Consider the following 19,178-nt stretch of genomic DNA (forward strand, 5'->3'; position numbering starts at 1 on the left):
TAACCAGAGAGTGTGATCTGCGCCGCGCCTACGTCAGGTTCGGCTCGGTGACAAAATCGACAAGCTGTTCGACGGCTCCGATCAGCGGAGCTTCCAGATCGCGGAAGCTCTCCACCGCGTTGTAGACACGTCGCCACCCTTCCTGAGGTGTCCCCCAGCCGAGTTCGCGGCAAATCCCCGTCTTCCAGTCCTCACCGCGCGGAATCTTCGGCCAGGCAGCAATTCCGACGGACTTGGGCCGGACCGCTTCCCAGACGTCGATGTACGGATGGCCCGTCACCAACACGTTCGGGCCGAGGCCCTGCGTCAGTTGCGTTTCCTTCGAGCCGGTCACCAGGTGATCGACAAGAACACCGACTCGTCGCCCGGGACCTGGGCCGAACTCCGCAAGTCGCTCCCCCAGGTTGTCCAAGCCCTCGAGGTGTTCGACAACTACACCTTCGACGCGCAGGTCGTGTCCCCACACCCGTTCCACCAGGGCTGCGTCGTGGACACCCTCCACCCAGATCCGGCTGGGAAGTGCTGTGCGAGCGCGTAATCCTTCAACCCGGGTCGAGCCTGACGCGGACCTCGCCGACTGTGCCGACGCCGCCTTCGGTGCCGGTCGCACCAACGTCACGGGTGCGCCGTCGATGAGGAATGCAGCCTCACGCATCGCAAACAGTCGCTTCTGCGAACGGCCGTCCTCGAGCCGAACAAAATCACCGTCGTACGTGCGCTCGAATCCGACGACCGCGCCGCAGAATCCCGTTGCCGCATCCTCGACGACGAGGTCGCGCTCGGCCGCCACCTGAGGCACTTGACGTTTCTGGGTGCGGGCATGGCCCGCGAAGATGTCACCGTATCCGTTTCCACCGCTCACGCCGGATAACGCTAGGTGACAACGCCCAAGGGGCACAGGTTGCCACGCCGAACTAAACTCTTCTGTCATGAGTTCTCCCAGCGCAACGCTCACCGTGTGGGCAGCATCATGGCTCGCCGGCGACAGCGCCCCGGACGACGTCATCGATGCGCTCGTGGCGTGGGCGCCGATGCATTTGATCGGTGCCGCCGACGCGGATACCGCGTCGGCCCTCGGACTCGACTGGCCGGGTATCACCGACGGTGGCGCGCCGATGTTGCTCCGCGTGCTGCGACGCGCCGGGAACATCTCACCGACCGACTTACGATTGGCGCTACCTGCCCCGGGTGATGTGCGCGGTCTGCCTGCCGGTACCGGGTTCGCCGCAGCCGCGTTGGGCGCCGGTGAAGGTGTTCTGGTCGGCGCTGCGGGTTCTGCGGGAATCGGACTCGTTCCCGTGCATGAAGGTCCCGACGTTCTGCGCTGGACGGTGTACTCCGTGCCGACCGTGACGGGGCCGGCCGAGTATGTCGGTCTCGGAGAAGCCGAATATTCGATGCGCGAGGCCGTTCGCGACGCCGCCGCGGCACTGCTGTCGCTTCAGACCGTCCCCACCGGCACGCCGGGTGACGATGCCCGGGCAGCAATTGCCGATGCACTCTCCGACCTGGCGCATCACCGCTACCCCGATTCCCTTGCACCTCGGGCGTTGCGAGTCCTCGACAGCGCCGATCAGGTTGCCGCTATTTTGACTGTGGCCGAGCATGATTCGACCAACCAACCACCCAGCATATCCGCTGTCCATGCCCGAGAATCCTTGTTGCGGCCGCTGTGGGCCGCGGTGCGATCCGCCCGAACAGCAGCGGTGGCGAGTGCCTCCTCACACCACCCGGCGGGCGAAAACTAGACAGCGACAGTCACCGATCACAACTTGCGAACGAATTTTCGACGTTTCTCAGCGAACCCGTTGCGATCACCGAACATGTCGCTCTTCATTTCCTCGAGTTCCCGCTGTTCGTACGGCGCGACCGGATCGAGTGCGAGCCGCGATCGTTTCTTCTCGAGCATCGCTTTCCGCCGATCCCCGACGAGAAGGTCTGTTGCGATCTTGTTCAGCCACGACTCGAAACGAATCGGATCGCGAGGCCCGATGGCATCAACAAGTCCGATCTGTCGAGCCTGACCGATGCTGATGGGTTGACACTCCGAAAGCAGCCGCCGAGCCTGGTAGTCACCAACCCGGACGGGAAGCGTGTACGTGTGCAATTCCGAGCCGAACAAACCCATCGTGGCGTAGTGCGGATTGAGAACTACACCGTCCCGGGCTGCGACGACGTCGGCACCGAGTGGAAGCATGACGCCGCCGGCGCCGGCATTTCCGGTGAAGGCGGCAACGATCACCTGGTCGACGCAATTGACGATCTGGTTCGCGACCGAGTTGATGGCCTTGATGTTCGACCACGCTTCACCGGCCTGATCGGCGGCGGCCTCGATCACATTGAGGTGAATACCGTTGCTGAATCCGCTGTAATCACCGGTCAACACCAAAACCTTGGTATCAAGTTCGATGGCCCAGCGCAGACGATCGGCTAACCGTCGGCACTGCGCGGTGCTCATCGCGCCGTTGTAGCAACGGAAGGAGAGGTAGCCGATGTCGCCGTCCCGGTGGTAGTCGATACCCGGGTAGCGACTGTCTTGCACCTGCGGAACAAAGGTGCCTGGGCGAACCACGGCTGTCGCCGGGAGCTTGAAACCTGCCGGACCTTCAGGGCGCGCTTGGCCGATCCAGACGGTCCCGGCGCCGGTGGCAACACGGATTGCCTCGTGGTGATACTCGAGAATGGTGCCGGGGTCGGCGTCGACATGAGCGTCGAGGTGTGCGTCGTAGACAAATACACAGTCGAGTCCCAATTCGGTGTTCACACCGGGAAAACCGTCCGCCGCATTGATCGCGCGCATGATGCTCGGTGCGTCCTGTGACCACGAGAATGCGCGATCTGCTTGTTTCATGACCGGCCGCGTCGTCGCGGACGCTACCGGCCGCGGTACCGATTCCGAGGTAAGCGGCACAAAATCCGGAGTTCCGAACTTGTCGACTACTTCCTGGATGCACTCCACCGCTGCGGCGGTAACCGCATCGTTGTAGACCGCAGATTTGGGGGCACCGGCACACAGGTCGAAGGTTCGCCACGCCCACACCGGTCCACCGTCGAGTTCCTCGCGAGCTTGTAATGCGGTGACGCCCCAGGTGCTCTCGCCATCCGCGATCGCCCAGTCCAGCGAAGAGGGACCTCGATCCCCTGGCGGTCCGGGATGGATGATGATCGTCGTCCATCTTCGCCAAATCTCTTCCGGTATATAAACTTTCAGATACGGGCAGATGATGAGATCGAAGTCGTCAGGTGCAGTGGCCACGAGCGCCGACTCCGCGTCCGACACCACTGCCGTCCGCACTCGATGGCCGGCCTCGCGTAACACCAGCGCCGCCCGCTGCGACAGCCCGTTGTCCGAGGTGACAAGAAGTAGCACCGTGCGCCTCGGCGTCGGCGACTCGCTTGGCTGGTTTCGGGCAAACAGGCCAGCAGCGACAGTGCGCAATCGCTGCCCGCTCACCCAACCGCCACGTTGCCTAGGCGTTGCTGGTGGTGACATCACGTTATTCGAGGCAACCGTCAGCGACATAGCTGACGAGATCGCCCTGGGGGTCGAAACCATGAATTCCCCTGCTTGCATAGTCGGGTATCAACGGCGTAGACCACGCTCCCCCAAGCACGACCAACGCACCGATAGGTTGAATTAGGTACTTGGGGACCATATACCTACAGTCGGTTTGTTTCAACAGCTACTATCAAGCAAACAGTTTGCTGGAGCTGACGTCAGGGAGTTTTGTGGTTGATCGCAATATGCCGGTCGATTCGAATGTGCTCATCAAGCGTCGGGTACCGCAAGCCTGTGTCCTGCCCGTATCCCTGACGACGCAACCACGCCAGAACATCTCCCCAGAACCAGATGCCACCCGCCACCGAGTTGTAGGGAACCGGGAAGGGCGTCGACGCTTGCCGAACTCCGCGCACCCACTGCCCGACGGCTTGCCGCGTGACACCCGCACGATCTGCGATGTCCTGCCGGGACACCAGATCCGGATGAGTCCGCTCGGGTCGCACACCGGAGCCGGCAAGTTGGTCGACAAGAGTGATCGCGGTCGTCGCCGCCCGCATGCCTTCCGCGGTGAGAGTCAACAACTGCAGACCTTTTCGCTCCTCCACCCGTCCACCCAGGGACTTGGCGAGCATCTGTTCCTGCGAGAGTGTCAGCAAGGGAACGATAAACGTGAATTCGTAACGCTGGTACAGATCATCGGCCACTCCACCAACATAGCCGCACGCTGCACTGTTTCCAGATGGACACACCCCCAGGTGCGCGAGTCCCGCACAATAGTCAGATGATCGACGTCGACGACGCCCAGTTCGAGGACATGGTCAAACGCGCCTTGGACACCTTGCCGCCCAAACTCGGTCGCGAAATGGCCAATGTTGCGGTGACCGTTCAACTCGAAGGTGGCCCACCCGGACTGCTCGGTTTGTACCAGGGAATTCCGCTCACGAAGCGAACAACGACCTACGCCGGTGTACTTCCCGACCGCATCACCATCTACCGTCGGTCGATCTGCTCGATCTGCTCCACCGAAGACGAGGTTGTCGAGCAGGTACGACGCACAGTGATTCACGAGATCGGTCATCACTTCGGCATCGGAGATCCCCGTTTACGAGAGCTCGGTTGGTGACATCACACTCACATAGGCTGCGAAAATGAGCTAGAGGTTGATAATCGCCGAATAGTCATGTCAGCTGTACCGACACGCCGCAACAACTGAACATCTACAGGAGTTCACATGGTCAACCTGATCCAGATCGCCCCGAAGAACACGCCGACCTTCGCCATGAGTCGTCAGAAGGCCGCCGAACTGTTGGGCATCTCGGTCGACAGCGTGGCCTTCCTCCTCAAGTCCCGGTACCTACCCGATTTGGATGCCGGCCGACTCATCACGATGGCAAACCAGCCGTGGATGTACACAGACGGCGACTATCCGGTCCTGCAGCAGGGCGCGTCCGAGCTTGCCCCCAAGAAGTTGGTCCCGCCGCGCAAGTACATCGGCGAGAGTGCAGCGCACTCCGACGCCGAGTGCGTGGAAGCAAACCAGGGAGTGTGGGCCGGATTCAACGTCGACCATGTTCTGGCCGCTCGTTTCCTGCCGGTCACACTGCGCAAGTTTCCGGTATCCGTCCTCCAGATCCACGAAGCAAACCGGGGCGACGAAGAGAAGGTGTCGTTTGTCGCAACGCTTGCCGGACGCGTCCGTGAACTAGGTGCGCCGTCGCTCAACTACATCGATCCGTCGCTGAGTGCCGAAGACCAGGCGATCGTCGCCGCCCTGCTGACCTCACGAAGTACGTCGACGGTGCCCGGCCCGTGCGGAAAGCTGAAGCAGCCCAACGCATAGCTCGAAGCGCTCAGCGCTTAGGCCGCTGCACTGCGGCACAACAGTTGACCGCGCAGGAAACGCCGTTGGTGGTCGAGCCGAGCAACGGCTCGACCCCGAGGCGGAGCGGCGGCTCACCGGCCAGACGTTCGGAAATGAGCGTCGGTACCAATTGCGCAAAACGCGGGTCCTGGCCTGGCGTCGCCGCCCGCACAAAATCCATTCCGAGTTCTGCGGCTTTGTCCCTGGCCTCGGTGTCGAGATCCCACACCACTTCGAGGTGGTCGGAGACAAAACCGACAGGACATACGATCACCGCGCGAACATCATTGGTGGACAACACATCCAGATGATCGCAGATGTCAGGGTCGAGCCACGGCACCTGTGGCGGGCCGGATCGTGACTGCCAAACCAGGTCAAAATCGTCGACGCCCACAGCGCCGGCAACCAGGCGCGAGGCTTCAGCGACCTGACGGCTGTACAGGTTGCCGCCCAACTCGGGCGGTCCGGCATTTCTGTCGGCGGCGATCGGTACCGAATGCGCCGTGAACACCAGCCGAGCGTCGTCGCGAGTCGCCTCGGGCAGAGCCGCGCGCGCCGCCCGGATTCCGTCGGCAAACGCGCCGATGACCAGGGGATGGTCGTAATACTGACGAAGTTTGGTCAATGTCGGTGCGCCGTCACCGACCGCTTCACGAGCACGGACGATGTCCTCGTGGTATTGACGGCACCCCGAGTACCCGCCCCACGCCGACGTGGCAAAGACGGCCGCGTTACGGATACCGTCGTCGCGCATCTGTGCCACAGTGTCCTCGACCATGGGGTGCCAGTTGCGGTTTCCGAAGTAGATCGGAAGATCCAGCCCCGCCGTTGCCAGTTCACCCCGGACTCGCTCGATCAAATCTCGATTGAGTGCATTGATCGGCGAGACACCACCGAAGTGCATGTAGTGCTCCACGACCGCATCAAGACGCTCAGGTGGGACTCCCCTTCCCCGCGTGACGTTTTCGAGAAAGGGTCGAACGTCCTCGGGTTTTTCGGGACCGCCGAACGACAACACGAGAAGAGCATCGAACTTGTCGTTCACACCAACAGTCATGCCTTCAATCTTGCGCGATGCCGATCGGCAGACAAAACCCGGGTACGCACTGTTGTAGTAGAACTAACTGTAGTAGAACTAACTGTAGTAGAACTAACTGTAGTAGAACTAACTGCAGTAGAACTAACAAGGCGTTTCGCGTGGCGGATTGTCGCCGTCGTGCGTCCGAACTCTCGCCTCGGCATACGCGGCGAGGGTCGATTCGCCGATAGTTGCGGTGGCAGGGTGGAACTCGATGCTCACCCCATGCGCGGCGAGGAGTTCGTCGGTCCAGTAGTCGCGAATGCGCGGGTCGATCCCACTGAGGTGCAGCTGACCGCCAACCGCGTCGAGTCGACGAGCATAATCCGCGACGATGGTGAAGAACGTTGCGCTCACCGTCGTGCGCCCCCTCAGCCGCAGGATCACCACCGGCGACCTCGCACCGGCGGGATCCGGCAGATGCGCCGCAAGCGTGCGCGCTCCCGCGTAGAACAGGCTGCCGTACACGTCGAGTATCACGATCTCGTTGTCGGAGAGTTGTTTCGGTGCGCTCGCCTCGACCAGTTGGTTGCCGTCCACCCGCAGGCGGACCACCTTGAGGTCGATGGCTTCCTGGTTCAGCTGCAGGATCAGTGAGAGCGCGACCCCGATTCCCACCGCGGCTGTGACCGGCAGCAACAGCGTCGCCATCAGCGTTGTACCGAACACGACCCGGGAGGTATATCCGCTGCTCCAGATGGCCGACAGCTTGGCCGGATCCAGGGACCCGGCAGCTGCCACAATCAGGACAGCTGCGAGGGTTGGCATGGGCACTTGCCCGACCAGTCCCGCGAAGGCTGCGAGCAGGACAACCAGCCACAAGCCCGACCAGATCGCTGCCCAACGGGTACGGGCACCCGCTGTGCGATTGAGCGCAGTCTGCCCCACCGATCCTCCGACTGGCATCCCGCGGAGCAAGGATGCAGCGACGTTGCCGACACCTTGCGCGGTGAAGTCTCGATTGGCGGACGAGCGTGAGCCGTCCGGATTTGGGGCGGATTCGGCCACTCCGGCGCCTTGGACCAGCACAATGACCGCCACCGTCAGCGCGCCACTGAGCAGGGCGGGGCTCAGCACGGTCAGATCGGGAAGACCCGGGATCGGGAATCCAGTGGGGATAGTCGCGATGTCGGAAACGCGGCTCACCGAATCCCAACCCAACGCCACCACAAGAACGGTCGGCACGAGCAGCGCAACTAACGATGCGTACAACCGCAACCGAGTCTGTCCCAATGCCCACATGAGTATCAGGGCACTGACGCCCACCACCGCGGACCGCCAGTCGATCTCCCCCGGGTGCGTCAACACATTCACTGCCTTCGCGAGCGCAAACCCGCCTTCCGCGTCTACCCCCAACAGCGCCGGGATCTGACCGAACGCGATGTTGGCCGCAACCCCGAGCAGAAATGCGGTCATCACGGAATGCGAGACGAAGCGCGTGTATCTCCCCAGCCGCAAGACGGCGGCCACGATCATCACGCCACCGGCGACGAGGGTAAGCATCACCAGAGCCGCAGATCGGTCCTCATCAGGGATATCCGTCAGAGCCGACCCCGCCGCCAGTGCTGAGGCACTCGTGGTGGTGACCACCATCAGACGGGTACTGGTGGACAATCCTCCGAATACCCGGCCGGCCATGCTCGCATAAAGACCGTGCAGCGGACTCACTCCGGCGAGCACACCCGACGCCATACCGTCAGGCACGCTACCGATCGCGCCGGGAAGACCCGCGATCACATCGGCTCGGGTCATTCGCTCGCGCGGCAGCAGAGCACGTATGCGACCCAGAACTGCGCTCATGTAGCCCCGAGATACGACATGTGGCGCCCTTCGTCCGGGAGGTGATTCGTGATCCCATCGTTGACCACGGGTGCACTCTCCCGCCTCATCCCGACCGGGTGAAGCGCCGCGGGCTTTCTCTTCGAGAACTCCCGCAGGATCACAGCGGCGTGAAGTTCTCCAATGCAGCCATCGCATCGAGCTGTTCGAGATAGTGCGCCAGTGATCGATGAACTGGGCGGAACGGGACCATTGTGACGCCTGCTTCGTCCATCTCGGCAAGCGTCTCTTCTACCTGATCAGGGTGCGCCGCCGGGTCCAGAGAGTCCGCACCGCAGATAACCTCGAAGCCCGCGGGACGCTCCGGAAATCCTGCCAACATTGTTCGGAGGGTCTCCATGTCCGGTGCGCCGGGCATCCACCCGTCGCCGAGCGTCACAGCCCGCCGCAACGCGCGCTTGCTGTGCCCACCGACCCAGAGCGGCACGCGCGGTTGAATCGCGTGGGGATCGATGATCAATCCGTCGAAATCGTAGAACTCGCCGTGATACTCCGGTTCGAGCTGTGACAGCGATGCACGTAGCGCGCGCATCGCGTCATCTGCGCGCGGGCCTCGTCCTTCGAACGGCACACCCAGTGCCTTGAACTCCGCCTCGACGGTCCCTACGCCCAAGCCCAGAACCACGCGCCCGCCGCTCATCCGGTCCAGAGTCCCGTATCGCTTGGCGATCTCGAGGGGATGGTGATAGCCGAGGACAAGGATGTTCGTCACAAGGCGTAGGCGCTCGGTCTTTCCCGCCAGATACGACAAGGTTGCCAGAGGATCCCAATAGCGCGTTCCGCGCCCATTGGGCAGCTGAGGCGACCATACGTCGGAGGGCATACCGATGTGTTCGCTACAGGTGACGAAATGGAAGCCGCACCGATCGGCATGCTGCGCAATCTCTGCGATTTCCTCGATCCCCGCGTCCAGTTCCCAATCCGCCGTCCGGCCTGGGATGACGCTCACGACCGGTGTACTGATGCCGATTCGCATCGATGCAACTCCTTCGACTGTGCACCGGCACGTAAGGGTGACGGCCGCTCTCGGAGCTGAACGTACCAGAAGAATGAACGCTGTTCATTGTGGTATCCAGGGCTCGTCTACCCGAGCGGTTGGGCACCTCGTTGTGCGAGCATGAGGGCCATCAGTCCGGATTCCTGACTCTGGGTGCTGATCATGTCGCGGGCGGATTGTTTGACCGGACCGTCGGCTAGAAGTTCGTCGGCCGCCTGGGCCATGACGATCCCGCCACGGTGATGACGCTCCATCAACTGCAGGAACAACACTTCCGCATCAACCCCCGTAGCTGAGGTGAGAGAGTCGAGTTCGGCCATGGTTGCCATCCCCGGCATCGACGCCTGACCGCGAGTTGCCTCTGATGTCACAACGCCATGGTGCGCAGCAAGGTCCGTCGAATTCGACGCGGTGTGCATCCATTCCATCGGAGTGCGACTACCCGGGGTCACGTTCACGAGTCGCAGCCAACCGAGCATCATCCCGATCTCGGTCCGCTGCGAATCGTCGATCTGTTGCGCGAGCCTACTCACCGCTGGATCGACATTCGTGTTCAGTCGCTGGGCGATGAACAGGGCCTGCTGGTGGTGCGCGACCATATCGTGAACAAACCCGATTTCGTTGTCGCTCAATATCTCTGCAGGCGCAGCCTGCTCCGTGAACATCAGCGGCCGCAGCGCCGCACCGAGCACAACCAGCATCACCGCAAGGCAACCGAACGCTGCGACGCGCACTACCCGCGTCGTCGTCATGAACCGACGGTCGAGTGCTGATCAGCCGGTGGCGAGTAGACGTCGGGATCCAGTTGCAACGCCATGAACCCGTTGTCCGCGCACGTCACCCACAGCTTGCTGCCGCGCCACTCCGGCGCCGAGAAGCACCAGTCCGTGGAGATGTCGCCTTGAGTGAGCATCCCGCTTCGCGCGCTGAGTGCTTGGTTCGGGTCGAATTGACCACTGAGAATCGACTGGCCGATCGCGGGCGCGCTCAATATCGGAACGCCCAAGATCGACGCCAATGCATGCGGTGAGTTTGTCAGCGCAAGATTGCCCCCCGTCTTCGCCGGCGGGTTGTAGTAAGCGATTTCCCGGACGTCGAACGGGTCGCGGACATCAAAAACCCTGATCCCGGACGATATCCACCCACACGCGAGAGCCGTGGGATTGTCCGGGCGGTCCGCTGCGCAGTAGTGCGATTCGTAAGCAAAGGCCGAACCGCCGGACGCTGACGCGAGCGAGGAGTCCTGATTCTCGGGAAGGTTGATTTCGAGCTTGATCGACGCGGCGATCTCCGGTCGGGCTGCGTCGGAGACATCGATGAGTTTGACGCCGCCCGAACCGCCCTCGTCGACGGTGAACAGATACGGTGCGCCGTCGTAGTTCACCGGAATACTGTGCTGCGTCGCCCATCCGTCGGTCCACGAAAGCTGAGAGAGCTGGCGAACCTGAGGATTGGGATCGCGTCGCTGCACCGCACTGACGTCGAGTACGTGGATGCCGCCCATATTGTTCGACAGGTACAGCTGATTCCCGTCGTCGCTGACGCCGATTCCGTGGGTCGAGAGACCGATCAGGTCCTGCCACACCACCTTCGGGGTGGAGGGGTCGGTGAGGTCGACAGCGCTCACAATGCCGGGAGCGGTACCGGAAGACCAGTAGGTGTTGCCGTCCGGGGAGAACCCGCCCTCATGCGATGTAATGGGAAGGAGCATCCCCAGATTCGTTCCCGGTCCCGGATTGAGCAGTTTCGGATGAGCGCAATCGGAGATGTCGTATACCGACATCATGCCAACACCGGTCAACAGGGGAACTCCCGTTCCCACCAAGAGTTTTCGCTGCGTGTTGACCTTGAGGCTCTCCCACGTTCCCGCGAGCATGGCAGGTTCGGTCAGCGTTGCAGTGAGTTTCGGGTTTGCCGGGTCGGAGGCATCGATAACCTGCACACCTTGCGCCGGCCCGAGGAGATTTCCGGGGAAGAAGCTGCCGACATACGCGCAGTTCTCGAAACTGGTTGAGGTGATTCCGCCGCCACGGCCTTCGTACCCACCCAACCGAGAGATATTGCAGCTGTAGCCCGTTCGACTGCGTCCGCTGTTACGGTCTTCAGCTGGTACATCGCCCTGCAATCCGGTTTCCGGCTGAGAATCCTCGTTACAACTCGCGCGCTCGACCGCATCGCTGCCGACGGCATGGGATTCGTACACCGTACCTGGACTGGATTCCGGCGCCGCTGCGGCGCCGACCACTGGAAGTAGCAGTACGGCCGCCGCGGCAACAATCGCGGACCTGACCGTTCGACGAGCGCTCAGCGGTTTCATCTCTGCGCAACCCCCTGTGTATCGGGCGTCGGCGATACTCGACCGTATCCATCCCACCTACCGACGTCCTGACCGAATGTCCGGTTCCCTGGGGAAGTGTGCGTGATGCACGCCACTCTCGTCAAGAGTGAACGCGACTCTCCATCAGATACCGGAGGTCTCAGGTATTTACCAAGTCAGCGTCGTACTGCAACGAATCGTTCGGGTTGATCGGGAACGATTCGAGGTCAGGGCATGCCAGGATCTCTTTCGCGGCGGCCCGACTGCACCCCACGAGAGTCGAATCAAAATCGACCTCTGTGGCAATGCACCACGAATGGTCCTGCGGCCACACGAGATTTGCTGACGGCGTCCAGGGCTTTGCACCGATCAGGTCGGGGATAGTCGACGCTTCACGAAGGGATCCTGACAGCACAACATAGTCCCGTCCGGGGTGCCGCAGCCGCGGTCCGGAGATCAGTTCCCGGGCGATCGAAACAACGGGTGCGGGGCGAGATTGTTTCTTTCCGGCACTGTAGATCGCCGTAGCTCCGGCATGAAAGAAGCCATTGCCCTCCCACACCGCGAAGTACGCATCGTCCGGTGAATTCGTATGGCCTGCAAGAAGATCGACAAGACGCCGATTGTCGGGCGGATCGAGTGAACCGACATCCGGCTCACCGCCGTCCCAGAGCTCGCTGCGCGGATTCACGGAATCAGTGGCGTCGATCAAACGCCACCATTGCACAAGCGGATGAACCCGCCGACCGGTTACGGCGGCAACATCACGCCAGCGGACCACGTGAGTGCCGACGACGTCGACCGGATGGAGAACTCGCACGTACGCGTCGAAACCCGAAGGTACAACTGCCGTCAGCGCACCCGACAACCGTGGTTTGATCCAGTCACCGACCGCCACGTCGCCGACTGGTTCCATCATCGAGGTCCTCCGTGTTGATGTCCCCCGTGTTCGCCTTCACCTGTACGTAGCCAGTCGAGCAGGCAAAGGCGAACCGGATTCAAACTACTAACCCACCATTGCGTGGAAACCGCCGTCGACGTAAATGATCGACGCGGTTGTGCCCGGCAACCAATCCGAGAGAACGGTGCAGACCGTCTTCGCAACGGTTTCACGATCTTCGACGTCCCAGCCGATGGGCGCCGCACTGTCCCAGCCGGTGTTGAGCTTGTCCAACTCGGCACCCGGGCCGGTGCTGTCGCCGGCAATTGCCTTGGCTGCGAGCGTCTTGATCGGGCCGGATGCAACAAGATTGGAGCGGATGCCACGGACGCCTACCTCCTTGGCGACGTACCGGTTCACAGCCTCGAGGGTCGCCTTGGAGACACCCATCCAGTTGTAGAACGGCATCGCACGCGACGGATCGAAGTCCATACCGACGATGGAACCCTTGTCGTTCAGAACCGGCAGCAGCGCCTTTGCAAGGGCACTGTACGAGTAGGCGGACACCTCGAGTGCAACAGCAACGTCACTCCACGGCGCGTCCATGAAGGGGCTGCCCAGGCACGAGCGCGGGGCAAAACCGATGGAGTGGACAACGCCGTCGATGCCCTCCGGAGCCAACTCACGGACACGATCGGCCAAGGTGGCCAGATCTTCCGGGTTCTGGACGTCGAGGGAGATGGCCGGCGGCACCGGCTGCGGAAGGCGCTGAGCAATGCGGTCGATCAGACGCAGACGATCAAAACCCGTGATCAGCACCTTGGCGCCCTGCTCTTGCGCAACCTTCGCCACATGGAATGCGATGGACGAATCGGTGATGATGCCGGTAACGAGAATGGTCTTACCCTCGAGCAAACCGCCCATGAGTTGTCCTCCTGAAGTGAGACGTACGAAGTGAAAGGAAAATGTGGAAGCGGGGACTAGTGCCCCATACCCAGTCCACCGTCAACCGGAATGACGGCGCCGGACACGTACGCCGAATCGTCGGAGGCCAGGAAACTCACTACTGCCGCAACATCTTCCGGCTTGCCGGTGCGCTGAAGCGGAATGTGTTCGGTGGCCTTGTCTTTCACGTCGTCGCCCAGCGCTGCGGTCATGTCGGTCTCGATGAAGCCGGGGGCGACCACGTTCGCCGTGATCGAACGGGAGCCCAGTTCACGGGTCAAGGACCGGGCGATACCGACGATGCCCGCCTTGGAGGCCGCGTAGTTGACCTGCCCGGGGCCACCGGCAAGCCCCACAACCGATCCGAGGAAGATGAAGCGTCCGAAACGCGCTCGCAGCATCGATCGCGTCGCCCGCTTTGCAACCCGGAACGTACCCGTCAGGTTTGCGTCGATAACACTGGTGAACTGATCTTCCGACATGCGCATGATCAGGGTGTCGTCGGTGACACCGGCGTTGGCGACGATGACCTCGACGGGGCCCTGATGTGCCTCGACCTCTTTGAACGCGCGGTCGATCGACTCGGAGTCGGTGACGTCGCAGACAACACCGAAAAGGCCTTCGGGTGCACCGCTGCCGCGGTGTGTGACGGCGACCTTGTGTCCGTCTGCGGCCAAACGCTGCGCGACAGCCAGGCCGATACCGCGGTTACCGCCGGTAACCAGAACCGAGCGTGGAGTGGTGACGGTCCGTTCTGACACCACTGGGGTGGAAGGGGTAGACATGGCGATCAACCTATCAATTCCAGGGCCGAGTTCCGGCAGTAGTCGGACAAACGAAAATGGTGCAGAGTCATGGCAGCCTTTGGCGAGTGACCAAGGCAACGGTCAAACCTGCGGTGGCAAACAGAACTCCGAGAATCAGCCACGGCTTGCTTGCATCGCCGCGGGTGGTCTCGAATCCGATCTGCTCTTCCAGCGTGTCGTACACCGCACGCAACTCTTCGAGGCTGGATGCGGTGAAAAAACTTCCCCCGGACAGATTCGCGATTTCCTTCAGCGACGCGTCGTCAACAGGAACCGGAATGCGATCACCCTCGATTTCGACCCGACCGTATGTCGTGCCGAACGAAATCGTCGAGATCGGAACACCTTTGTCTTTGGCCTGACGTGCTGCGGTGAATCCGCCGCGCGGGTCATCCGAATTGTCGGGGACCGTCTGCTTACCGTCGGAGAGCAAGACAATCCGTGCGGGCGGAGCCTGATCACTCCCGCCGAGAACGGCGGACAACGTGTCGATCGACTGCAGTGACGTGAAGATCGCTTCGCCGGTCGCGGTCCGCTCGCTGAGCTTGAGATTGTCGATGGCAACTTTGGTCGCGTCGCGATTTGTCGTGGGAGACACCAACACCGAAGCAGTTCCGGCAAACGCGACCAGTCCCAGGTTGATGCCAGGCGTCAAACCGTCGGCAAACGATTTGGCCGCCTCTTGAGCGGCCGCGAGACGTGTCGGTTCCACATCGGTGGCCTGCATCGACAGCGACACGTCGATCACCAGGATGACGGTTGCCCGGTTCCGCGGAACCTTCTTGTCCGCTGTGGGGCCGGCCAACGCTACCGTGAAGAACACCAACGAGATCACCATCAAAATGGCGGAAACGTGGCGCCACCGGCCCGGTCGTGACGGCGCCACCTTCTCGAGGAGATCGAAGTTGGTGAACCGCAACGTATGTCTCTGACGCTGCTTCTGCACATAGACGTAACCGGCTACCAATGCGGCGATGACGACCAGGAACAGCAGCCACCACGGCGCAGTGAATTGAGAAAGACTCACGAACGAACGCCCCCAGTTCCGGCGCCGACACCGAAGCTGTGTCGGCGTGCCGAGATGAATCGAACCACGTCGGCGATCCAGTCACGATCGGTGTGCAGTGACATGAGCGGTGCCCCGCACCGGCGCAATGCCTGCTGAACCTCGATGCGATGCTCAGCGGCCGCGCGCGCAAAATCCGCGCGCAACTGCGGAGTGGTCGAGAACTCGCGCGTGCGACCGGATTCCGGGTCATGCAGCACGACGTCACCGACATCGGGCAGTTCGAGGTCGCGCGGATCCACCACTTCGATCCCGAGCACGTCATGACGACCGGCAATGGCGCGCAACGGACGTTCCCAATCCGTCGGGCCCAGGAAGTCACTGATCACGACGGCCAAGCCGCGCCGACGCTGTGGGCGTCGTAGCGCCTCGATTGCGCCCACCAGATCTCCGCGCACACCGTCCGGCGCATGGGGAGTGGTCGCGATCTTACGAAGCATCGCCTGAGCGTGGACGCGGCCTCCCCTGGCCGGAATCCGTGTCATCTGCGCCCCGGTGGAAATGATTGCGCCGACGCGATTGCCGCCCGAACTTGTCAGGTGCGTCACCGCAGCAGCGGCAGCCACAACCAAATCGCGCTTCTCACAACCTGCGGTACCGAAATCGAGGCTCGCGGACAGGTCGATCACCAGCCACGTCTCGAGTTCGCGATCGGCTACCGACTGCCGCACATGTGGGTGCGTCGTACGAGCGGTGACAGACCAATCCATCTGTCGCACATCGTCACCGGGCTGATACTCGCGAGCCTCGCCGGGTTCGGAACCGGGACCGGGGATGAGTCCGAGATGATCACCGTGCAACACCCCGTCGAGCCGGCGGCGGACCGTCAACTCCAGTGTTCGCAGCGCAGCGGTCAGTCGTGGGTCACGAAGTTCACCGGACTCGAACGACGGCGGTGCACCGGCATGACCGGGAAGGTGACTTTCCGTCACTGCGGGCGACTCATCGGATCAGGGCTCATGAACTGCGCGCCGTTTCCCGCGGGATTGAACTGCGGTGCGCCCTGCTGAGGTTGCTGCGTCGGCTGGCCTACCGGCTGTCCCGGTACCGGTTGTGGTCCCGCGACAGTGGGCACCGGGCGCGCGGCGATCTGAGGCAGACCGACCGTCTGCAGGACCCGCGTGATGACGGCGTCCGGAGTGACCTCGTCGGCGAGTGCGTCGTACGACAACACGAGCCGGTGGCGCAACACGTCCGGGATGACCTCGACGACGTCCTGCGGGACAACGTAATCGCGGCCACGCACGAGGGCGAGCGCTCGGGAGGCGGCAATGATGCCGAGTGTTGCACGCGGCGACGCACCGTAGGCGATCCAGCCGGCAACGTCGTCGAGGCCGAATTCCCTCGGCGTACGGGTGGCCGCGATGACCCGAACCACGTAATCGACCAGCGCATGGTGGACAAAGACGGTGCTCGCGACGAGCTGGAGTCGAACCAACTCTTCGGGACCGAGAATCTGGTGGGGTTCCGGCGCGGCGACGCCCATCCGGTACACGATTTCGCGTTCTTCTTCGACGGTCGGGTAATCGACCAGGATCTTGAACAGGAAGCGGTCACGCTGCGCTTCCGGGAGGGGATACACGCCCTCGTTCTCGATCGGGTTCTGCGTCGCCATGACCAGGAACGGGTCCGGCATGTGGTAGCGCTTGCCACCGATGGAGACGTGACGCTCGGCCATGACTTCGAGCAACGCAGACTGCACCTTTGCCGGTGCACGGTTGATCTCGTCGGCCAGGACGAAGTTTGCGACCACTGGTCCCAGTTCGGTGTCGAACTCTTCGCGTCCCTGTCGGTAGATACGCGTACCGATCAAGTCGGTGGGTACGAGGTCGGGGGTGAACTGCACACGGGAGAACGATCCGCCGACCACCTTCGCAAAGGTTTCGACGGCCAGCGTCTTCGCGACACCGGGAACACCCTCGAGCAGGACGTGTCCCTTGGCCAGTAGCCCGACGAGTATCCGCTCGACCAGTCGATCCTGGCCGACGATGACTCGTTTGACCTCGTAGATCGCTCGTTCCAGTGTCTGGACGTCGGTGGCGAGCGACGGAGCTACCCCGTCGGAATTTCCACTCGCCTTGTCTACGTCGACCGATCCGATCGAATCTTCACGTGAGGTCACCAAGAATCCATCGCTTTCACCTAGAAAAGTTCCGACAGTAACGTGTTCCCCGCCAACTATTCCAGGTAGTTGCTCGTGATGCCGCAACACCACGTCAACACATGCAACGAACCGGGCATCGAAGCATGAACGGGTTCAGCCTTCTCGCGAGTTCAGGACACCAGCCGCACGGCGTACGGTGTCATTCCACCCCAGCGAACGGGGGAAACTTTCACACTGGATCCGGACTGCGGTGCTTCGAGCATCTGCCCGTCACCGAGGTACAGCGCCACATGCTGACTCGCGTTCGGACCGTAGAAGATCATGTCGCCGCGTTTCATCTCGGACGACGGAACCTGCTTGCCCGCGGTGTACTGGTAGCCGGTGTAATGCGGCAACGAGATACCGATTCCGGCAAACGCGTAGATCATCAGACCTGAGCAGTCGAACCCGATCTTGTTGAAGTCGCCGTAGCTGTCCGCGACTCCGCCGTCGCGAATACCGCGGGTCGGCCCGTTCTCGTCGCCGCCGCCCCAGGCGTACTGGATGCCGATCTGCGACATACCGCGGTCGATGACGGATTCGATTGCGGCGCTTCCGGACACCGAAGGCACTGTCGGCTTGGGAGTTGCCGGTTTCGGAGTTGTGGGCTTCGGTGTTACCACCGGAGTGTCGGAATCCGAATCGGTGCTCGTGTCCGTCGATGTCTCGTCGTCGTCATCGGGGATGACTGTCGGCGTCGGATCTTCGACGGCAGTGTGAGGGCGCTGAGCAGCAGCCAACGCAGCGGCACGGTCCTTGGCGGCCTGATCGGCGGCAGCCCTGGCGGCGGCTTCCTCGGCCGCTTGCTTGGCAGCCGCTTCGAGTGCGGCCTGATGAGCTTCTTCGGCCTTTCGCTGTTCGTCCCACGTCGCGTATGCCTGGCGCTGCCCCTGCAAACCGGCAACAGCGTTGCGCGCCGCATCGAGTTGGGCTTGCGCGGAATTGCGCTCCGATTCGATGGACGCCTTCTTGGCTACCTGCTGGTCGAGTGCGTTGCGGGCGATCGCGATGGCCTGCTCGGCAAGTGCCTGAAGATTGGCGGCAATTTCGGCGGCCGCGTCGGCGTCGAGCTTGGCTTGCCTGGTCGCCGAGTCCTTGTTCGCCTGTTCGGTCCGAGCGCGCTGCAAACCGTCGAGCACGGCGCGTTGGGTGTTCGAGAGAAGTTTGAGAACCTGCGCTCGATCGAGGACGTCGCCCGGGCCCTTGGCGTCGAGGAACGACGAGATGGACGCGGTATTGGTGCCTTGGACGTAACTCGATCGGGCGTACTTGTCGAAATCCCTCTGCGCTACGTCGATCTGTGCGCCGGCGTCCCGAAGTGCTTGTTTGGTGATGCCGACGGCTTGGGCTGCGGCATCGGCGGCGCCTCGAGCGTTCTGCAGGTCGACGAGTGTCTTGTTGACGTCTTCGCGTTTGACGGCAACTTCGTTGTCGAGTGCGGACAACTGCTCATTTGCCGCGGCAACCTGGTTGATGAGGGCGCTGACCGTGCTGACGCTCGATGAAACCTGCGAATCTGCGGACGCGATTTCGGAGTCACTGGGATTGGGCGGAGGCGGCGGGACCGACGCTCCGACACCCGGGTTTCCGACAACCAGGGCAGTGACGATGCCCGCACCGATTACCAGCTGTGCCAGGCGGGACGACGCTCGGGAAGGTTTACGACGGCCGAATCCGCCTCGTGTTACTTGGCTCACAAATAACTCTCCCTCGCGTGTACGCCACGGGCCCGCTGGGTCGCCGA

The 19,178-nt window shown here is 62.3% G+C and carries 18 protein-coding genes; 3 read left to right on the plus strand and 15 right to left on the minus strand.

What is annotated here, in order from left to right; translation table 11 throughout:
• Positions 1 to 28: 28 nt before the first annotated feature.
• Positions 29 to 862 (minus strand): DUF3097 domain-containing protein, encoded by an 834-nt coding sequence (locus EEB13_RS15650; RefSeq protein ID WP_033232072.1) that lies wholly within the window; start codon positions 860 to 862, stop codon positions 29 to 31.
• A gap of 67 nt (positions 863 to 929) precedes the next feature.
• Here EEB13_RS15650 and EEB13_RS15655 point away from each other — a divergent pair, with 67 nt between their 5' ends.
• The gene (locus EEB13_RS15655) at positions 930 to 1,748 is read left to right on the plus strand and encodes a hypothetical protein (RefSeq protein ID WP_045067725.1); all 819 of its coding nucleotides are present in this window, start codon (positions 930 to 932) and stop codon (positions 1,746 to 1,748) included.
• A 17-nt stretch (positions 1,749 to 1,765) separates the two neighbouring features.
• Here the strand turns inward: EEB13_RS15655 and EEB13_RS15660 are convergent, their stop codons facing one another.
• Together EEB13_RS15660 and EEB13_RS15665 are read right to left on the minus strand one after the other, a co-directional pair.
• Positions 1,766 to 3,493, minus strand: a complete 1,728-nt coding sequence (locus EEB13_RS15660) for an enoyl-CoA hydratase-related protein (RefSeq protein WP_261984563.1) — start codon at positions 3,491 to 3,493, stop codon at positions 1,766 to 1,768.
• A 224-nt stretch (positions 3,494 to 3,717) separates the two neighbouring features.
• A complete protein-coding gene (locus EEB13_RS15665) occupies positions 3,718 to 4,206 on the minus strand; it encodes a transcriptional regulator (protein WP_033232075.1) in 489 nt (162 codons plus the stop codon).
• A gap of 77 nt (positions 4,207 to 4,283) precedes the next feature.
• Here EEB13_RS15665 and EEB13_RS15670 point away from each other — a divergent pair, with 77 nt between their 5' ends.
• A complete protein-coding gene (locus EEB13_RS15670; protein WP_033232076.1) occupies positions 4,284 to 4,625 on the plus strand; it encodes a metallopeptidase family protein in 342 nt (113 codons plus the stop codon).
• Between the two features lie 108 nt (positions 4,626 to 4,733).
• Entirely contained in the window at positions 4,734 to 5,342 is a 609-nt protein-coding gene (locus tag EEB13_RS15675) for a hypothetical protein (protein ID WP_033232077.1), read from the plus strand.
• 10 nt (positions 5,343 to 5,352) lie between these two features.
• On the opposite strand, the gene EEB13_RS15680 is transcribed toward EEB13_RS15675, so the two are convergent.
• The 12 genes from EEB13_RS15680 to EEB13_RS15735 form a co-directional block, all read right to left on the minus strand.
• Entirely contained in the window at positions 5,353 to 6,420 is a 1,068-nt protein-coding gene (locus tag EEB13_RS15680) for a ferrochelatase (RefSeq protein ID WP_141485751.1), read from the minus strand.
• Positions 6,421 to 6,543: 123 nt separating this feature from the next.
• Positions 6,544 to 8,241 carry a SulP family inorganic anion transporter gene (locus EEB13_RS15685; RefSeq protein ID WP_095886288.1) on the minus strand — a complete coding sequence of 566 codons (1,698 nt, stop codon included), beginning with the start codon at positions 8,239 to 8,241 and terminating at the stop codon, positions 6,544 to 6,546.
• 139 nt (positions 8,242 to 8,380) lie between these two features.
• Positions 8,381 to 9,256 carry an LLM class F420-dependent oxidoreductase gene (locus EEB13_RS15690; protein WP_116103237.1) on the minus strand — a complete coding sequence of 292 codons (876 nt, stop codon included), beginning with the start codon at positions 9,254 to 9,256 and terminating at the stop codon, positions 8,381 to 8,383.
• A 107-nt stretch (positions 9,257 to 9,363) separates the two neighbouring features.
• On the minus strand, positions 9,364 to 10,029 hold the full coding sequence (locus tag EEB13_RS15695) for a DUF305 domain-containing protein (protein WP_116103236.1): 666 nt from the start codon (positions 10,027 to 10,029) through the stop codon (positions 9,364 to 9,366).
• Positions 10,026 to 11,594 carry an LVIVD repeat-containing protein gene (locus EEB13_RS15700; RefSeq protein ID WP_116103234.1) on the minus strand — a complete coding sequence of 523 codons (1,569 nt, stop codon included), beginning with the start codon at positions 11,592 to 11,594 and terminating at the stop codon, positions 10,026 to 10,028. The genes EEB13_RS15695 and EEB13_RS15700 overlap by 4 nt, the downstream gene beginning before the upstream one ends.
• A gap of 160 nt (positions 11,595 to 11,754) precedes the next feature.
• Complete coding sequence (locus EEB13_RS15705; protein WP_141485752.1) at positions 11,755 to 12,513, minus strand: hypothetical protein; 759 nt, start codon at positions 12,511 to 12,513, stop codon at positions 11,755 to 11,757.
• An 87-nt stretch (positions 12,514 to 12,600) separates the two neighbouring features.
• The gene (gene inhA, locus EEB13_RS15710; RefSeq protein ID WP_045067716.1) at positions 12,601 to 13,398 is read right to left on the minus strand and encodes an NADH-dependent enoyl-ACP reductase InhA; all 798 of its coding nucleotides are present in this window, start codon (positions 13,396 to 13,398) and stop codon (positions 12,601 to 12,603) included.
• A 56-nt stretch (positions 13,399 to 13,454) separates the two neighbouring features.
• Complete coding sequence (gene fabG1, locus EEB13_RS15715; protein WP_045067715.1) at positions 13,455 to 14,204, minus strand: 3-oxoacyl-ACP reductase FabG1; 750 nt, start codon at positions 14,202 to 14,204, stop codon at positions 13,455 to 13,457.
• 67 nt (positions 14,205 to 14,271) lie between these two features.
• A complete protein-coding gene (locus EEB13_RS15720) occupies positions 14,272 to 15,252 on the minus strand; it encodes a VWA domain-containing protein (protein ID WP_033232085.1) in 981 nt (326 codons plus the stop codon).
• The gene (locus EEB13_RS15725; protein WP_092808006.1) at positions 15,249 to 16,223 is read right to left on the minus strand and encodes a DUF58 domain-containing protein; all 975 of its coding nucleotides are present in this window, start codon (positions 16,221 to 16,223) and stop codon (positions 15,249 to 15,251) included. Before EEB13_RS15725 ends, EEB13_RS15720 begins: the two co-directional genes overlap by 4 nt.
• Positions 16,220 to 17,392: an AAA family ATPase gene (locus EEB13_RS15730; RefSeq protein WP_261984605.1), complete on the minus strand. Its 1,173-nt coding sequence runs from the start codon at positions 17,390 to 17,392 to the stop codon at positions 16,220 to 16,222. Before EEB13_RS15730 ends, EEB13_RS15725 begins: the two co-directional genes overlap by 4 nt.
• Positions 17,393 to 17,565: 173 nt before the next feature.
• A complete protein-coding gene (locus EEB13_RS15735; protein ID WP_141485756.1) occupies positions 17,566 to 19,131 on the minus strand; it encodes an NlpC/P60 family protein in 1,566 nt (521 codons plus the stop codon).
• Positions 19,132 to 19,178 lie beyond the last annotated feature (47 nt).

It is taken from the genome of Rhodococcus sp. WS3 (genome assembly GCF_003797085.1).
Lineage (GTDB): Bacteria > Actinomycetota > Actinomycetes > Mycobacteriales > Mycobacteriaceae > Rhodococcus_F > Rhodococcus_F globerula.

What these genes read in the sequence shown, in the direction of transcription:
- EEB13_RS15655 (WP_045067725.1), top strand. Translation starts at nt 930, where the DNA reads ATGAGTTCTCCCAGCGCAACGCTCACCGTGTGGGCAGCATCATGGCTC.
- EEB13_RS15660 (WP_261984563.1), bottom strand. Translation starts at nt 3,493, where the DNA reads ATGTCACCACCAGCAACGCCTAGGCAACGTGGCGGTTGGGTGAGCGGG.
- EEB13_RS15670 (WP_033232076.1), top strand. Translation starts at nt 4,284, where the DNA reads ATGATCGACGTCGACGACGCCCAGTTCGAGGACATGGTCAAACGCGCC.
- EEB13_RS15675 (WP_033232077.1), top strand. Translation starts at nt 4,734, where the DNA reads ATGGTCAACCTGATCCAGATCGCCCCGAAGAACACGCCGACCTTCGCC.
- EEB13_RS15680 (WP_141485751.1), bottom strand. Translation starts at nt 6,420, where the DNA reads ATGACTGTTGGTGTGAACGACAAGTTCGATGCTCTTCTCGTGTTGTCG.
- EEB13_RS15685 (WP_095886288.1), bottom strand. Translation starts at nt 8,241, where the DNA reads ATGAGCGCAGTTCTGGGTCGCATACGTGCTCTGCTGCCGCGCGAGCGA.
- EEB13_RS15690 (WP_116103237.1), bottom strand. Translation starts at nt 9,256, where the DNA reads ATGCGAATCGGCATCAGTACACCGGTCGTGAGCGTCATCCCAGGCCGG.
- EEB13_RS15695 (WP_116103236.1), bottom strand. Translation starts at nt 10,029, where the DNA reads ATGACGACGACGCGGGTAGTGCGCGTCGCAGCGTTCGGTTGCCTTGCG.
- EEB13_RS15700 (WP_116103234.1), bottom strand. Translation starts at nt 11,594, where the DNA reads ATGAAACCGCTGAGCGCTCGTCGAACGGTCAGGTCCGCGATTGTTGCC.
- EEB13_RS15705 (WP_141485752.1), bottom strand. Translation starts at nt 12,513, where the DNA reads ATGATGGAACCAGTCGGCGACGTGGCGGTCGGTGACTGGATCAAACCA.
- inhA (WP_045067716.1), bottom strand. Translation starts at nt 13,398, where the DNA reads ATGGGCGGTTTGCTCGAGGGTAAGACCATTCTCGTTACCGGCATCATC.
- fabG1 (WP_045067715.1), bottom strand. Translation starts at nt 14,204, where the DNA reads ATGTCTACCCCTTCCACCCCAGTGGTGTCAGAACGGACCGTCACCACT.